Origin of the sequence: Pseudomonas sp. NBRC 111130 (assembly GCF_001320485.1) — a bacterium.
GTDB lineage: Bacteria > Pseudomonadota > Gammaproteobacteria > Pseudomonadales > Pseudomonadaceae > Aquipseudomonas > Aquipseudomonas vlassakiae.
In genome coordinates, this window is sequence record NZ_BCBG01000016.1 from 40,571 (window position 1) to 54,295 (window position 13,725).

Below are 13,725 nucleotides of genomic sequence, written 5' to 3' on the forward strand. Positions count from 1 at the left end.
GGGGAAGGAGATGCAGGTCAGGCGCAGTTGCGCTCCGGCAGGTCGGCTCGTGGTTGCCTTGCTGCGGTGCTACGCGATTGCCAGAACTGCGGTGATGCGCTTCCGTCCCTCGGGACAACTTCTTCGTTGCAGTCGCAATCCCGTCGAACCGCCTTGTGGGCCGTATAGACACGAGGTGCCTCCAGGGGTGGGAGGAGGGCGCCTCGAAGGCCCTTGCCAGGGCCCCTGATTAGCGGGAGCGAGGCCATCATGCCCTTGGCAAAAAGACCCTGTCAAATGTTTTGTAGTGGTTTTTTTCTCTTACTACATCTTTGGTCTAATGCGACTTGGCGGTCAGTTTCAAGGCCTTTGGTCGAGGCCTTGAATTGCCTGGGATCAGTCCAGAAGGTCGACTTTGACGCGCAAAGTCATGTTTTCACCCCGTTGCGTGCTGTAGGTGCGGCTTGAAGGGTTGCGGTCGGCTTGGCTCTGCTGGTTGTAGCCGGCCAGGGTGATCCACTCACCGAGCCTGCCGGTGATTGTCGTGTCGGTACTTTGCACTTTCACTACATCGGCACGTTCCTGGCTCACTCGGTCATTATTGCTGCTAATTTGTAGACGAACCGTATCTCCGCTCAAGCTCGGCGTGACGTAGAAACCCTGGGTCACATTGCGGTATTCGGTGTTGCTCTGGATGCGCCCGTAGCCGTCGGTGCTGCTGCTGGTAATCGGGATGCTCTGGCCGATCTGGATCAATGCCGGCTGACCTTCGCTGGCCTGAATTTGCTGCAAGCCGCCGTCGCGATTACTGGTGCCGTAGCGGATGACCTGGCCGTTGCCGCGGGTGTCCTGATAGTTGCTGTCGTTGTTGTCGACGCTGATCAGCAGGCGCTTGGGCGCGGTGTCCAACTGTTGCAGCAGCGTGCGCAGGTCATCGATGCGCTCGGGGCTGGCATTGACGATCAGCTTGTTCTCGAAAGCGCTCACCGTGCCGTCGCGGCCAATGAAGGCCTGTGCGGCGGGCAGCAGTTCGGCGCTGCTGCGATGCTGCAGGGGCACCACTTCGGTGGCGGCCTGGGCGGTGAGGCTGGCAGTCAGCAGCAGGGCAGTGAAGAGGGGGCGTAGCGGCATGTCCATGATCTCCGCAGGTGGAATCAACATGATGGCAAATTTGTCAGGAGTCTGCCGGGCTACGGCTTTTATCCTCAATTATCCGGCCAACTATAAAATATTGTCCGCCGAATAATTGAGGAAAGCCGTGGCGCTGCGGTGGCCGCTGTCAGACAAATTCCGTAACATCGCGCCCCTTGTTTTTCCGTACCGTCCGCCCGGACCGCACCACAGGATGCCCATGAAACCCGCCCGACTACGTGCCGACCTGCTCGCCGGCCTGACCACTTCGTTCGCCTTGGTGCCCGAGTGCATCGCCTTCGCCCTGGTGGCCCACCTCAATCCATTGATGGGCCTGTATGGCGCTTTCATCATCTGCACCCTGACGGCGCTGTTCGGTGGCCGCCCGGGGATGATCTCCGGTGCCGCAGGCTCGATGGCGGTGGTGATCGTCGCCCTGGTGGTGCAGCATGGTGTGCAATACCTGCTGGCCACCGTCCTGCTGGGCGGGGTGGTGATGATCCTGTTCGGCCTGCTGCGTTTGGGCAAACTGGTGCGGCTGGTGCCGTACCCGGTGATGCTCGGCTTCGTCAACGGCCTGGCGATCGTCATCGCCCTGGCCCAGCTCGAGCACTTCAAGGACGGTGGGCACTGGCTCAGTGGCGCACCGCTGTACCTGATGATCGGCCTGGTGGCGCTGACCATGCTGGTGGTCTATGTGTTGCCGAAACTGACCCGTGCGGTGCCGCCTGCGCTGGTGGCGATTCTCGGTGTTGGCATGCTGGTGTACCTGCTCGGCCTGCCGACCCGCACCCTCGGTGACATGGCGCATATTGCCGGTGGCCTGCCGCAGCTGGCCCTGCCGGCGGTGCCCTGGAACCTGGAAACCCTGAAAATCATCGTCCCCTACGCAGTGCTGATGGCCATGGTCGGCCTGCTGGAAACCCTGCTGACCCTCAACCTCACCGATGAGATCACCGAGAGCCGTGGCTACCCGGACCGCGAGTGCGTGGCGTTGGGGGCGGCCAACATGGTCTCCGGCCTGTGCGGTGGCATGGGGGGCTGCGCAATGATCGGCCAGACCGTGATCAACCTCAGCTCCAATGGCCGTGGCCGGTTGTCAGGCGTGGTAGCGGGGCTGATGATCTTGCTGTTCGTACTGTTCCTGTCGCCGCTGATCGAGCGCATTCCGCTGGCGGCGCTGGTCGGGGTGATGTTCGTGGTGGCCCAGCAGACCTTTGCCTGGGCCTCGTTGCGGGTGCTGCACAAGGTACCGGTGAGCGACGTGCTGGCGATCATCGCCGTGACCGTGGTGACGGTGTTCACCGACCTGGCGGTCGCGGTGCTGTTCGGCATTGTCATCGCGGCGGTCAACTTTGCCTGGCAGCATGCCCGTGAGCTGTATGCCGACAGCCACGAGGACGGGGAAGGGGGCAAGCATTACCAGGTGCATGGCACGTTGTTCTTTGCCTCGACCACACCGTTTCTCAACCAGTTCGACCCCGCCAATGACCCGGCCAAGGTCATCCTTGATTGCCAGCATCTGAGCTTTGTCGATTATTCGGCGATTGCGGCGTTGAAGACCTTGCGTGAGCGTTATGCCAAGGCGGGTAAGCATCTGCGGGTGGTGCATCTGTCGGAGCGTTGCAAGAAGCTGCTCAAGCGGGCTGGCGAGCAGCACTGACTATCGTTGTGGCCTGCACCGGCCCCTTCGCGGGCACGCCCGCTCCCACAGGGATCGCATATTCCCTGTGGGAGCGGGCGTGCCCGCGAAGAGGCCGGTACAGGAAAAATGCTTACTCCCCGCGGTTTTTCTTGACGATGGCATCGGCAATGCTAGCCGGTGCCTCGGCATAGCGGGTGAATTCCATCGAAAAGCTCGCTCTCCCCTGGGTCATCGAGCGCATCGAAGTGGCATAGCCGAACATCTCGCCCAACGGCACTTCGGCGCGGATCACCTTGCCGGCGGGGGTCTCGTCGCCATCCTGGATCATCCCCCGACGTCGGCTCAGGTCGCCGAGGATATCGCCCTGATACTCCTCCGGTGTCACCACCTCGACTTTCATCACCGGCTCCAGCAACACCGCACCGCCTTTCTGCGACAGCTGCTTGGTGGCCATGGACGCCGCGATCTTGTAGGCCATCTCGTTGGAGTCGACGTCGTGGTAGGAGCCGTCGTACACCGCTGCCTTCAGGTTGATCAGCGGGTAGCCGGCCAGTACCCCGTTCTTCATCTGCTCCTCGATGCCTTTCTGGATCGCCGGGATGTACTCGCGCGGCACCACGCCGCCGACAATCTCGTTGATGAATTCCAGGCCTTCCTTGCCTTCATCGCCGGGGGCGAAGCGGATCCAGCAGTGGCCATACTGCCCACGCCCGCCGGACTGGCGAACGAAGCGGCCCTCGATCTCGCAGGTGTTGCGGATCTTCTCGCGGTAGGCCACCTGCGGCTTGCCGATGTTGGCGTCGACATTGAATTCGCGTTTCATGCGGTCGACGATGATGTCCAGGTGCAGTTCGCCCATGCCGGAAATGATGGTCTGGCCGGTTTCTTCATCGGTGCGCACACGGAACGACGGGTCTTCCTGGGCCAGCTTGCCCAGGGCGATGCCCATCTTCTCCTGGTCGCCCTTGGTCTTCGGCTCCACCGCCACCGAGATCACCGGGTCGGGGAAGTCCATGCGTTCGAGGATGATCGGCTTGTCGATGTCGCACAGGGTGTCGCCGGTGGTGACGTCCTTCATGCCGATCAGCGCGGCGATGTCGCCGGCGCACACGTCCTTGATCTCGGCGCGCTGGTTGGCGTGCATCTGCACCATGCGGCCGATGCGTTCCTTCTTGCCTTTCACCGAGTTGAGCACGGCGTTGCCTGAACTGAGCACACCGGAATACACCCGGGCGAAGGTCAGGGTACCGACGAAGGGGTCGGTGGCGATCTTGAAGGCGAGGGCGGAGAAGGGCTCTTTATCGTCAGCGTGACGCTCCAGATGCTTTTCCTCGTCGTCCGGGTCGGTGCCCTTGATTGCCGGGATTTCCGAGGGCGCGGGCAGGTAGTCGATCACCGCGTCGAGCATCAGCGGCACACCCTTGTTCTTGAACGACGAGCCGAGAATGGTCGGTACGATTTCATTGGCGATGGTGCGCTGGCGCAAGGCTGCCTTGATTTCATCGACGCTCAGCTCCTCGCCCTCGAGAAACTTCATGGTCAGTTCATCATTGGCTTCGGCCGCGGCCTCGATCATGTGCGCGCGCCATTCGTCGGCCAGCGCCTGCAGTTCGGCGGGAATGTCTTCTTCGCGGTAGCTGGTGCCCTGGTCATTGTCGTTCCAGTAGATCGCCTTCATCTTCACCAGGTCGATCTGGCCGATGAAGTTCTCTTCGCTGCCGATGGCCAGCTGGATCGGCACCGGGTGGTGGCCCAGGCGCTGGTCGATCTGTTTAACCACACGCAGGAAGTCGGCGCCCTGGCGGTCCATCTTGTTGATATAGGCCAGGCGCGGCACGTGGTACTTGTTGGCCTGGCGCCAGACCGTCTCGGACTGCGGCTCGACGCCGTCTGCGCCGCTGAACACCACCACCGCGCCATCCAGTACGCGCAGTGAACGCTCCACCTCGATGGTGAAGTCGACGTGGCCGGGGGTGTCGATGATATTGAAGCGGTACTTGTCGGCGAACTGCTTGGTCGAGCCCTGCCAGAAGGCCGTGGTCGCTGCCGAGGTGATGGTGATGCCGCGCTCCTGTTCCTGGGCCATCCAGTCCATGGTCGCGGCGCCATCGTGCACCTCGCCCATCTTGTGGTTGACCCCGGTGTAGAACAGGATGCGCTCGGTGGTCGTGGTCTTGCCAGCGTCCACGTGGGCGACGATGCCGATATTGCGGTACAGCTCGATGGGCGTTGTACGGGCCATGACGGACTACCTGCAGATGGGCGGATTCCCCCACGGTAGCAGAGCGGGGGAATCCTGCCTGACCGCCGGGCCGTCAGTCAGCCTGGGCTTGCAGCATCCACTGGCCGTCGATTTCGCGGGCCAGGCCGCTGGCCGGCAGCAGGGCCAGCAGGCGCTCGTGCATGGCGACCTCAGTGAATGTCTTGAGGGTGGTGAGGTCCAGCGCGCCGAGCAGGGTGAGGTCGGCCTTGGTGTACGACAGCCAGGCCTTTTTCAGTACCTGGGCGACGTCGCTGCCTGCGGTGCTGGCGAAGCGGCGATGCCACGGGCGGCCTTCGAAGGTGAACGTGTGGGCGTGGCTGTAGCTGCTTTGGTCGCTGCCTTCGGCGCAGCGGTGGCAGCGGCACGGGCCTTCGCCAAAGGCGTTGCGCAGGAAGCTGTTGAAATCCACGACGGGCTTGAGGGTCAGGCGTTTGTCGACCTCGAACAGGTCGGCGATCAGGGGTTCTTCGGCGCTCACTCAGGTGTCCTCGTGTGGTGTGGCGTGCATCGGCGGGCACCCTAACAGATCGGGGCAGCTTTTGCAGGCCTGGCCTCTTCGCGGGCTCGCCCGCTCCCACAGGTACCGTGCACACCTTGAGCAATGTGAAATTCCTGTGGGAGCGGGTTTACTCGCGAAGAGGCCGGTAGAGACAACGGAGATCGCCTGCCGTACTCTACGCGCCCATATACCCAGACACCCTTTTGAGGTAACCCCGCTTGAGCACCAAGTACCCTTACACCGCCACCGTGACCATCAGTGCCGAAGACCGCGGGGGGGACACCGAAGCCTCGGAAAACCCGGGCATGCGCGTCGGGCTGGAAGCGGTGACCGAAACCCTGAAGAAGGTGCATTTCGTCGGTACGCTCGCGGCCCCCGAAAAAACCGCCACGCACATCTGCGTGACCCTGGAGAATGGCCTGACCTACTACGGCCCGATCGTCAACGGCCACGCCGAACTCGAAGGCGGCTGGATCGCCTTCGAGTCCGACATGCTCACCCCTGAAGAACTGGGCCTGTAACCCTCAGCTCAGTTCAGCCAGGCACTGCTCGAGGATATCCAGCCCTTCCTCGAGCACCTCGGCCTCGATGGTCAGCGGCGCCAGCAGGCGAATGATGTGCCGCGCCTTGCCGCTGGGCATCAACAGCAGCCCCTTGGCCCGCGCCGCTTCCATCACCTTGGCCAGCTGTGCTGGCGCCGGGCTGCCATCGGCATTGACGAACTCGATGCCACGCATGGCGCCGGTGCCGGTCAGGCGGCCGATATACGGGCTCAGGTTCGAGGCCTTCCAGCGGGCGTGGCGGCTAACGATCGCTTGTTCCTGGCGTTCACCCCAAGTGGCAACGTTGTCGTCGGTCATCTGTGCCAGGCTCGCCAGCGCCGCCGCGCAGGCGATCGGGTTGCCCGAATAGGTCCCACCCAGGCCGCCCTTGGGCAGTGCCGCCATCAAGTCCTGACGCCCGACTACTGCGCCCAGCGGCATGCCGCCGGCGATGCTCTTTGCCAGCAACAGCAAATCCGGTTCGATGCCCAAGCGTGGGAAAGCGAAACGCTGGCCGGTACGGCCGAAGCCGGATTGGATCTCGTCGATGATGATCAGGATCCCGCGCTCGTCACAGAAGCGCCGCAGCGCCTGGGCAAACGCTGGGTCAAGGGCAAGGAAGCCACCTTCGCCTTGCACCGGCTCGAAGATGAACGCCGCCACGTCTTCCACCGCCAACTCGACGCTGAACAGCCGGTCCATGGCCTGGAGCGCCTGCTCGCAGGTGACGCCGGTATCGGCGCTGGGGTAGGGCAGGTGGTACACCGGCCCTGGCAGTTCGCCGACCCGCTGCTTGTACGGCGCGACCTTACCGTTGAGGTTCAGGGTGGCCAGGGTGCGGCCGTGGAAGCCGCCGTCGAAGGCGATGATGGCGCGTTTGCCGGTGGCACCGCGGGCGACCTTCAGGGCGTTTTCCGCCGCTTCCGCACCGCTGTTGGTGAGCATGCCGGCCAGCGGGTAGCTGACCGGGACGAACTGGCGCAGGCGCTCCATCAGCTCCAGGTACGGGCCATGGGGCGCGGCGTTGAACGCGTAGTGGGTCAGGCGGCTGGCCTGGGCCTGGATCGCCTCGACCACCGCCGGGTTGCAGTGGCCCAGGTTGAGCACGCCGATACCGCCGACAAAGTCGATGTAGCGTTTGCCGTCGGTATCCCAGACTTCGGCATTACGGCCATGGGAAAGTGTGATCGGATGAACGATGGCAATGGATTGACTGATACTTTCCAGTTTCATGGGCACGCGGACCTTGTTCGAGTTTCTTAATATCCAAGCGCGCCGCAGTATTATTCCGCAAACGAATTATTCGATTGCGGTCATTCCTCAGATTCATGAACTTACCTCTTCGCGGGCAAGCCCGCTCCCACAGGATCAGCGCAAGATTCAAGCCTTGTGCATTACCTGTGGGGGCGGGCTCGCCCGCGAAGAGGCCGGTACAGGCGACATCAATCCCCCTCGGCCACCCGCTCACGAATCCACTGCACGAAGGCCTTGACCTTAGGCACTTCGGCGGCGTGTTCGGCGTGGGCGATGAAATGCCGGCCATTGCTCGCCACCGGGTGGTCCCAGGCCACCACCAGCTTGCCTTCGCTCAGTTCTTCAGCCACCAGGTAGCGCGGAATCAGGGCAATGCCACAGCCGGCGATGGCCGCGCGGATGCACAGGTAGAACGTGTCGAAGCGCGGCCCGTGGTAGCTGTTCTGGCTGTGCAAGCCCAACCCCAAAAACCACTCATGCCAGGCCTCTGGCCGTGATGCGCACTGCAGCAGCCGGTGTTCGGTGAGTGCCTCGGCGCTGTCGAAGCGGTGCCGGGCCAGCAGCTCGGGTGCGCACACCGGCACCACCTCCTCGCTGAACAGCTCGATGCAGGTGGCCCCCGGCCAGGTGCCCTGGCCGAAGAAGAAGGCGATATCGGCCTTGGCCTGCACCAGGTCGAACGGCTCCAGCTCGTTGCGGATGTCCAGGTGGATGCGCGGGTGGCGGTCGCCGAAGCCCTTGAGCCTGGGTACCAGCCAGCGCGCACCGAAGGTTGGCTGGGTAGCGATGCGCAGCACCTCGGTCTCGTCGCCGTAGCTGAGGATGTAGCGGCTGGAGATGTCGATCTGGTTGAGGATCTTGTTCACTTCGGCGAGGTACAGCGCGCCGGCCGGGGTCAGGTGCAAGCGCCGGCGGATACGCTGGAACAGCGAATGCGAGAGCATGTCCTCGAGTTGCGCAACCTGCTTGCTGACAGCGCTCTGGGTCAGGTGCAGCTCCTGCGCCGCGCGGGTGAAGCTCAGGTGCCGGGCGGCGGCTTCGAAGCACTGCAGGGCGGTGGTCGAGGGCATCAGGCGTTTGGACATGGCAGGCGCGTACCGAGCAAAAAAAGATGAAGTTCATTCCGTATTGGAATCATGTGCTTCGAAAAGGTCGTTTGTTGACCTCGCCCTATAGATTAATACTGACCTCGATCAACGATTACAACCGGTACGGCGAAGAGGAGGTAACGGCGCGACCGGCGACATAAAACAACAACAACGAGCAATACGACCTACCCGACTTCTGCTCCAACTTTTCAGCCGACGACGGCACTCAAGCCGCACGCCGGCCGACCCATTCGAGGGTTCTTCATGGCTTCGCTACACAACAACAAACAGCGTTCCTTGCAGCACGGCCTGACCTCGCGTCAGGTGTCCATGATCTCCATTGCCGGCATCATCGGCGCCGGCCTGTTCATCGGTTCTTCCAACGCCATCGCCACGGCGGGCCCGGCCATTCTCATCTCCTACGCCATGACCGGCCTGCTGGTGCTGCTGGTGATGCGCATGCTGGGCGAAATGGCCATCGCCAACCCCAACAGCGGCTCGTTCTCCACTTACGCCTCGGAGGCCATCGGCCCCTGGGCAGGCTTTACCATCGGCTGGTTGTACTGGTGGTTCTGGGTGCTGATCATCCCGGTCGAGGCCATCGCCGGTGCAGACATCCTGCATGCCTACTTCCCAGGCGTGCCGTCCTGGCTGTTCGCCTTCCTGATCATGCTCGTGCTGTCGGGCAGCAACCTGGTCAGCGTGAAGAACTTCGGCGCGTTCGAGTACTGGTTCGCGCTGGTCAAGGTGGTCGCGATCATCGCCTTCATCGCGGTCTGCAGCCTGGCCGTGTCCGGCGTCTGGCCGCTGGCCGAGGTTTCCGGCATCAGCCGCCTGTGGGACAGCGGTGGGTTCATGCCCAACGGTTTCGGCACCGTGCTCGGTGGCGTGCTGATTACCATCTTCTCGTTCTTCGGCGCCGAGATCGTCACCATTGCTGCCGACGAAACCGCCAACCCGAAAGACAAGATCCGCCGTGCCACCAACCTGGTGGTGTACCGCATCGCCATCTTCTATCTGGCGTCGATCTTCCTGGTGGTGTCGCTGGTAGCCTGGAACGACCCTGGCCTGAAAGCGGTGGGCTCGTTCCAGCGCGTGCTGGAAGTGCTCAACGTGCCGGGCGCCAAGCTGCTGGTCGACCTGGTGGTACTGGTGGCGGTGACCAGCTGCATGAACTCCGGCCTCTACACGGCTTCGCGGATGCTCTATTCGCTGGGTGCCCGCGGCCAGGCGCTGAGCATGACCAAGCGCATTTCCGGTGCTGGCGTGCCGACCGTGGCGGTGCTCCTTTCGACCCTGGCCGGTTTCGTCGGCTGCTTCGTCAACTATGTACTGCCGGGCAAGGTCTTTGGCTTCCTGCTGTCCACCACGGGCGCCATCGCCTTGCTGGTATACCTGGTTATCGCCGTGTCGCAACTGCGCATGCGCGCTCGTGCCGAACGTGAAGGGCGGCCGCTGGAGCTGAAGATGTGGCTGTTCCCGTGGCTGACCTGGCTGGTGATCGGCACCATCGTCATGGTCCTGGGCTACATGCTGTTCAGCGACGCCTACCGCTACGAGACGCTGATGACCGCTGGCGTGACCCTGTTCATCCTGCTGGTGTCGCTGACCCAGAAGGGCGGCAAGGTGGTTGCCCAGCCGGCTTGAACTTTCTGCTTAAATGGGGGCGTTTCGCGCCCCCATTCCAACAAGCACAAGGCTGCGTATGAACGATAACCCCCTTTCCCTCCAGGCCCTCGCTGCCCCCGAAGGCACCTGCTTCGGCTGCGGTTGCTCCCACCCCTCCGGCCTGCACCTGCAAAGCCACTGGGACGCCGACGGTATTCACCTGCTGTGCCGGCACTCACCCGACAGCACCTACATCGGCTGGCCCGGCCTGGTCTATGGCGGCCTGCTGGCGATGCTGGTCGACTGCCATTCGAACTGGACCGCCATGGCCTACCACTACCGCGCCGAAGGCCGCGAAGCGGGCAGCCTGCCGCGCATCGATTGTGTCACCGGCAGCCTCGGGCTGAATTACCTCAAGCCCACGCCGATGGGGGTAGAGTTGCTGCTCAAGGCGCGTGTCGAAGGTGAAGTCGGGCGCAAGACCCGGGTCGTCTGTGAGGTCTGGGCGGGCGATGTGCTGACGGTCAGCGCCGACTCGGTGTTCGTGCGGGTGGACACCGAAAAACTCAAGCTCAAGGCTCATGGTCATGCGTAGATGGAGATAACACTTCAAGGTCCCAGCACTGGACCTCGACTTTCTCATCATCATGTTCCCAAGTGAACTCGAACTTTCCTTTTAACGAGCGTTGGTTAAACTCGATCGATTCGAGAATGAACGCACCGTTTTCAATCGGCTGGACATCACGATTGTAGAGGCCGAATTCGATAAGCAGACGATCTTCACGATCATCGTCGCCATCAAGTCGGTATGTGCCTTTCTTCGGTGCATTGTGCCCCGTCAAGCGCAGCCAGTATTGAGGTCGCTGATTGTGCTCTTCACTGATGGCTTCGATATCGAAGCCATCCTCCCACCAGTCTTGCCGATAAACTGTAAGTTGCGCTGGCGAGGTTCCTGTCCGTCCTTCGAGCATCAAGTTGATTTCGAGTGTCTTGGGCATGGTCCGTTCCCCTGGTGCCCGCACAGATTGTGCAGTGCTTACAGCTGGACGGTATGACTTAAGCATAGGGGCGTCTACTGGTAGAAATGCCAGGTAGGGGAGTACTCGATTCTGCTCAGGCTTGCGCGTCGTCTGCCAATTGCTCGGAGATGGTCAAACCAGAGCAATGTCCTTAGAGTGATGAGTTTCACTCCTGCAGGGACCGAGCATGACCGATCTGAGCGCTTTCCCCATCACCCATAAATGGCCTGCGAAGCATCCTGAGCGCCTGCAACTGTACTCGCTGCCCACGCCCAACGGCGTCAAGGTGTCGATCATGCTGGAGGAGATCGGCCTGGCCTACGAGCCGCACAAGGTCAGCTTCGATAACGATGATCAACTGAGCCCCGAGTTCATTTCGCTGAGTGCCAACAACAAGATCCCGGCGATCCTCGACCCCAACGGCCCGGGCGGCCAGCCGTTGCCGCTGTTCGAGTCGGGGGCGATCCTGCAGTACCTGGCGGAAAAGAGCGGCAAGTTGCTGAGCCAGGATCCGGCCCAGCGCTACCAGACCCTGCAGTGGCTGATGTTCCAGATGGGCGGCATCGGGCCGATGTTCGGCCAGGTCGGCTTCTTCCATTTCTTTGCCGGCAAGGAATACGAAGACAAGCGCCCGCGGGACCGTTACGTCAACGAATCGAAGCGCCTGCTGGGCGTGCTGGACCGCCACTTGGAAGGGCGTGAGTGGATGGTCGACGAATACAGTATCGCCGATATTGCCATCTTCCCTTGGGTGCGCAACCTGGTAGAACGCTACAACGCCCGCGAGCTGGTGGGCTTCGATGAATTCAAGGAAGTGCAGCGGGTGCTGGCGAAGTTCCTTGAACGGCCAGCCGTGCAGCGTGGCCTGAAAATTCCCGCCTGATCAGCTCACGCCACTTCCTGCAGGTGCGGCCTTTGTGGGAGCGGCCTTGCGTCGCGAAAGGGCTGCGAAGCAGCCCCCAGCGATATGTAATGGCGCAGAAATCCTGGGGCCGCTTCGCGCCCCTTTCGCGACGCAAGGCCGCTCCCACAAAAAAGCGTTCATTGCGGATCAGAAAATCTGGTTCAGCAGCCAGTACAGGCTGCCGGCCAACAGCATCGCCGCCGGTAGCGTCAGCACCCAGGCCATCAGCAGGTTGATCAGCGTGCGCTTCTGAATCCCCGAGCCGTTGGCGACCATGGTCCCGGCCACCCCCGAACTCAGCACGTGGGTGGTCGACACCGGCAGCCCGAACATGTCCGCCGCACCAATGGTGCACATGGCGACCAATTCCGCCGAAGCCCCCTGGGCATAGCTCAGGTGGGTCTTGCCGATCTTCTCGCCCACCGTCACCACGATACGTCTCCAGCCGACCATCGTCCCCAAGCCCAGGGCGATGGCCACCGCCACCTTGACCCACAGCGGGATGTAGCGGGTTGCGTCGTCCAGTTGCGTCTTGAACGCCAGCACCTGGCTGTGGGTGTCGGCGTCAAATGCCACCAGCTGTTTCTTTTCGATCAGGCGGATGGTTTCGCTGGCCAGGTACATGTCGTTGCGCACGTTGGCCATGGCTTCGGCCGGCACGCGCTTCAGTGAACCGTAGCCTTTGACCTGGTCACCGATCTGGCCGGTGAGCGCGGCCAGTGCCGGTACCAGTTGGGGCGTGGCCTTGGGCTCGGCAATGAACGCGGTCAATGCCTGGCGGGGGTCGCCGGGGGCCGGCGCCGGCGCGGTGTGGACCAGCGCCTGGCGGGTGACTTCGGCAACGGCAGAGAACTGCAGGGCCTGCTCGCTGGGCATGGTCTTGTTCAGGGCATAGGCCATCGGCAGGGTGCCGACCAGAATCAGCATGATCAGACCCATGCCCTTCTGCCCGTCGTTGGAGCCGTGGGCGAGCGACACCCCGGTGCACGTCAGGATCAGCACCCCGCGGATCCACCACGGTGGCGGCGTGCGGCCTTCCGGCGCCTGGTACAACGCCTTGCGCTTGACCAGCGCGCGCAGCGCCAGCAGCAACACGGCGGCACAGGCGAAGCCGATCAGCGGCGAGAACAGCAGGGCATAGCCGACCTTGCTGGCCTGCGCCCAGTCGACCCCGCTGGTGCCATCACGCCCATGCATCAGCGCGTTGGCCACGCCGACGCCGATGATCGAGCCGATCAGTGTATGCGAGGAGGACGCCGGCAACCCCAGCCACCAGGTGCCGAGGTTCCAGATGATCGCCGCCAGCAGCAAGGCAAAGACCATGGCGAAGCCAGCCGAGGAACCGACCTGTAGAATCAGCTCTGCCGGCAACAGGGCGATGATGCCGAACGCCACCGCGCCACTGGAAAGCAACACGCCGAGAAAGTTGCACAAGCCGGACCAGACCACCGCCACCGGTGCCGGCAGCGAGTGGGTGTAGATCACCGTGGCCACCGCGTTGGCGGTGTCATGGAAACCGTTGACGAATTCGAAGCCCAGGGCAATCAGCAGCGCCAGGCCCAGCAGCAGAAACGGCGTGACGGTGGTGATTGCCGTCCCACTGGCGGCCACGTCCTGCTTGAGGCTCCAGGCGGTGTAGGCGATGCCGGCCAGCAGCAGGCCGAAGAACAGCACGAGGGTGGCGCGCCCGGGTTTGTGTGAAAGCTGCGGGCGAGCATCGCTGTGGACCAGTGGCGGCTGGCTGGCCAGGGACGGGGTTGCCATGGGAGCTCCGATTGGCGTCGGCGAGGGTG

The 13,725-nt window shown here is 62.8% G+C and carries 12 protein-coding genes; 5 read left to right on the plus strand and 7 right to left on the minus strand.

Annotation, left to right across the window (positions count from 1 at the left end; genetic code table 11):
• Positions 1-375: 375 nt before the first annotated feature.
• Positions 376-1,110, minus strand: a complete 735-nt coding sequence (locus APH33_RS09525) for a secretin N-terminal domain-containing protein (protein ID WP_054884976.1) — start codon at positions 1,108-1,110, stop codon at positions 376-378.
• Between the two features lie 220 nt (positions 1,111-1,330).
• On the opposite strand from APH33_RS09525, the gene APH33_RS09530 reads away from it, so the two are divergent.
• Positions 1,331-2,773 carry a SulP family inorganic anion transporter gene (locus tag APH33_RS09530; protein ID WP_054884887.1) on the plus strand — a complete coding sequence of 481 codons (1,443 nt, stop codon included), beginning with the start codon at positions 1,331-1,333 and terminating at the stop codon, positions 2,771-2,773.
• A 112-nt stretch (positions 2,774-2,885) separates the two neighbouring features.
• On the opposite strand, the gene fusA is transcribed toward APH33_RS09530, so the two are convergent.
• Both fusA and APH33_RS09540 read right to left on the minus strand, forming a co-directional pair.
• Positions 2,886-4,997, minus strand: coding sequence for an elongation factor G (gene fusA, locus APH33_RS09535; protein WP_054884888.1), 2,112 nt, complete (start codon positions 4,995-4,997; stop codon positions 2,886-2,888).
• 73 nt (positions 4,998-5,070) lie between these two features.
• Positions 5,071-5,496 carry a hypothetical protein gene (locus APH33_RS09540; protein ID WP_054884889.1) on the minus strand — a complete coding sequence of 142 codons (426 nt, stop codon included), beginning with the start codon at positions 5,494-5,496 and terminating at the stop codon, positions 5,071-5,073.
• 239 nt (positions 5,497-5,735) lie between these two features.
• Here APH33_RS09540 and APH33_RS09545 point away from each other — a divergent pair, with 239 nt between their 5' ends.
• Positions 5,736-6,038, plus strand: a complete 303-nt coding sequence (locus APH33_RS09545) for a hypothetical protein (protein WP_054884890.1) — start codon at positions 5,736-5,738, stop codon at positions 6,036-6,038.
• 3 nt (positions 6,039-6,041) lie between these two features.
• On the opposite strand, the gene APH33_RS09550 is transcribed toward APH33_RS09545, so the two are convergent.
• Together APH33_RS09550 and gcvA are read right to left on the minus strand one after the other, a co-directional pair.
• Positions 6,042-7,292 (minus strand): aspartate aminotransferase family protein, encoded by a 1,251-nt coding sequence (locus tag APH33_RS09550; RefSeq protein ID WP_054884891.1) that lies wholly within the window; start codon positions 7,290-7,292, stop codon positions 6,042-6,044.
• 209 nt (positions 7,293-7,501) lie between these two features.
• Positions 7,502-8,398, minus strand: coding sequence for a transcriptional regulator GcvA (gcvA, locus tag APH33_RS09555; RefSeq protein ID WP_054884892.1), 897 nt, complete (start codon positions 8,396-8,398; stop codon positions 7,502-7,504).
• A gap of 267 nt (positions 8,399-8,665) precedes the next feature.
• Between gcvA and APH33_RS09560 the strand changes: the two genes are divergently transcribed.
• Positions 8,666-10,048, plus strand: coding sequence for an amino acid permease (locus tag APH33_RS09560; RefSeq protein ID WP_054884893.1), 1,383 nt, complete (start codon positions 8,666-8,668; stop codon positions 10,046-10,048).
• Positions 10,049-10,106: 58 nt separating this feature from the next.
• Positions 10,107-10,604 (plus strand): PaaI family thioesterase, encoded by a 498-nt coding sequence (locus APH33_RS09565; RefSeq protein ID WP_054884894.1) that lies wholly within the window; start codon positions 10,107-10,109, stop codon positions 10,602-10,604.
• On the opposite strand, the gene APH33_RS09570 is transcribed toward APH33_RS09565, so the two are convergent.
• Positions 10,582-11,007, minus strand: a complete 426-nt coding sequence (locus APH33_RS09570; protein ID WP_054884895.1) for a hypothetical protein — start codon at positions 11,005-11,007, stop codon at positions 10,582-10,584. The genes APH33_RS09565 and APH33_RS09570 overlap by 23 nt on opposite strands.
• Positions 11,008-11,215: 208 nt before the next feature.
• Here APH33_RS09570 and APH33_RS09575 point away from each other — a divergent pair, with 208 nt between their 5' ends.
• Positions 11,216-11,911, plus strand: a complete 696-nt coding sequence (locus tag APH33_RS09575) for a glutathione S-transferase N-terminal domain-containing protein (RefSeq protein ID WP_054884896.1) — start codon at positions 11,216-11,218, stop codon at positions 11,909-11,911.
• A 168-nt stretch (positions 11,912-12,079) separates the two neighbouring features.
• On the opposite strand, the gene APH33_RS09580 is transcribed toward APH33_RS09575, so the two are convergent.
• Positions 12,080-13,696, minus strand: a complete 1,617-nt coding sequence (locus APH33_RS09580; RefSeq protein WP_054884897.1) for an inorganic phosphate transporter — start codon at positions 13,694-13,696, stop codon at positions 12,080-12,082.
• Between the last annotated feature and the right edge of the window lie 29 nt (positions 13,697-13,725).

Bases quoted from the DNA above. Each gene is read 5' to 3' on its own strand.
- APH33_RS09525 (WP_054884976.1), bottom strand. From the start codon at position 1,110: ATGCCGCTACGCCCCCTCTTCACTGCCCTGCTGCTGACTGCCAGCCTC.
- APH33_RS09530 (WP_054884887.1), top strand. From the start codon at position 1,331: ATGAAACCCGCCCGACTACGTGCCGACCTGCTCGCCGGCCTGACCACT.
- fusA (WP_054884888.1), bottom strand. From the start codon at position 4,997: ATGGCCCGTACAACGCCCATCGAGCTGTACCGCAATATCGGCATCGTC.
- APH33_RS09550 (WP_054884891.1), bottom strand. From the start codon at position 7,292: ATGAAACTGGAAAGTATCAGTCAATCCATTGCCATCGTTCATCCGATC.
- gcvA (WP_054884892.1), bottom strand. From the start codon at position 8,398: ATGTCCAAACGCCTGATGCCCTCGACCACCGCCCTGCAGTGCTTCGAA.
- APH33_RS09560 (WP_054884893.1), top strand. From the start codon at position 8,666: ATGGCTTCGCTACACAACAACAAACAGCGTTCCTTGCAGCACGGCCTG.
- APH33_RS09565 (WP_054884894.1), top strand. From the start codon at position 10,107: ATGAACGATAACCCCCTTTCCCTCCAGGCCCTCGCTGCCCCCGAAGGC.
- APH33_RS09570 (WP_054884895.1), bottom strand. From the start codon at position 11,007: ATGCCCAAGACACTCGAAATCAACTTGATGCTCGAAGGACGGACAGGA.
- APH33_RS09575 (WP_054884896.1), top strand. From the start codon at position 11,216: ATGACCGATCTGAGCGCTTTCCCCATCACCCATAAATGGCCTGCGAAG.
- APH33_RS09580 (WP_054884897.1), bottom strand. From the start codon at position 13,696: ATGGCAACCCCGTCCCTGGCCAGCCAGCCGCCACTGGTCCACAGCGAT.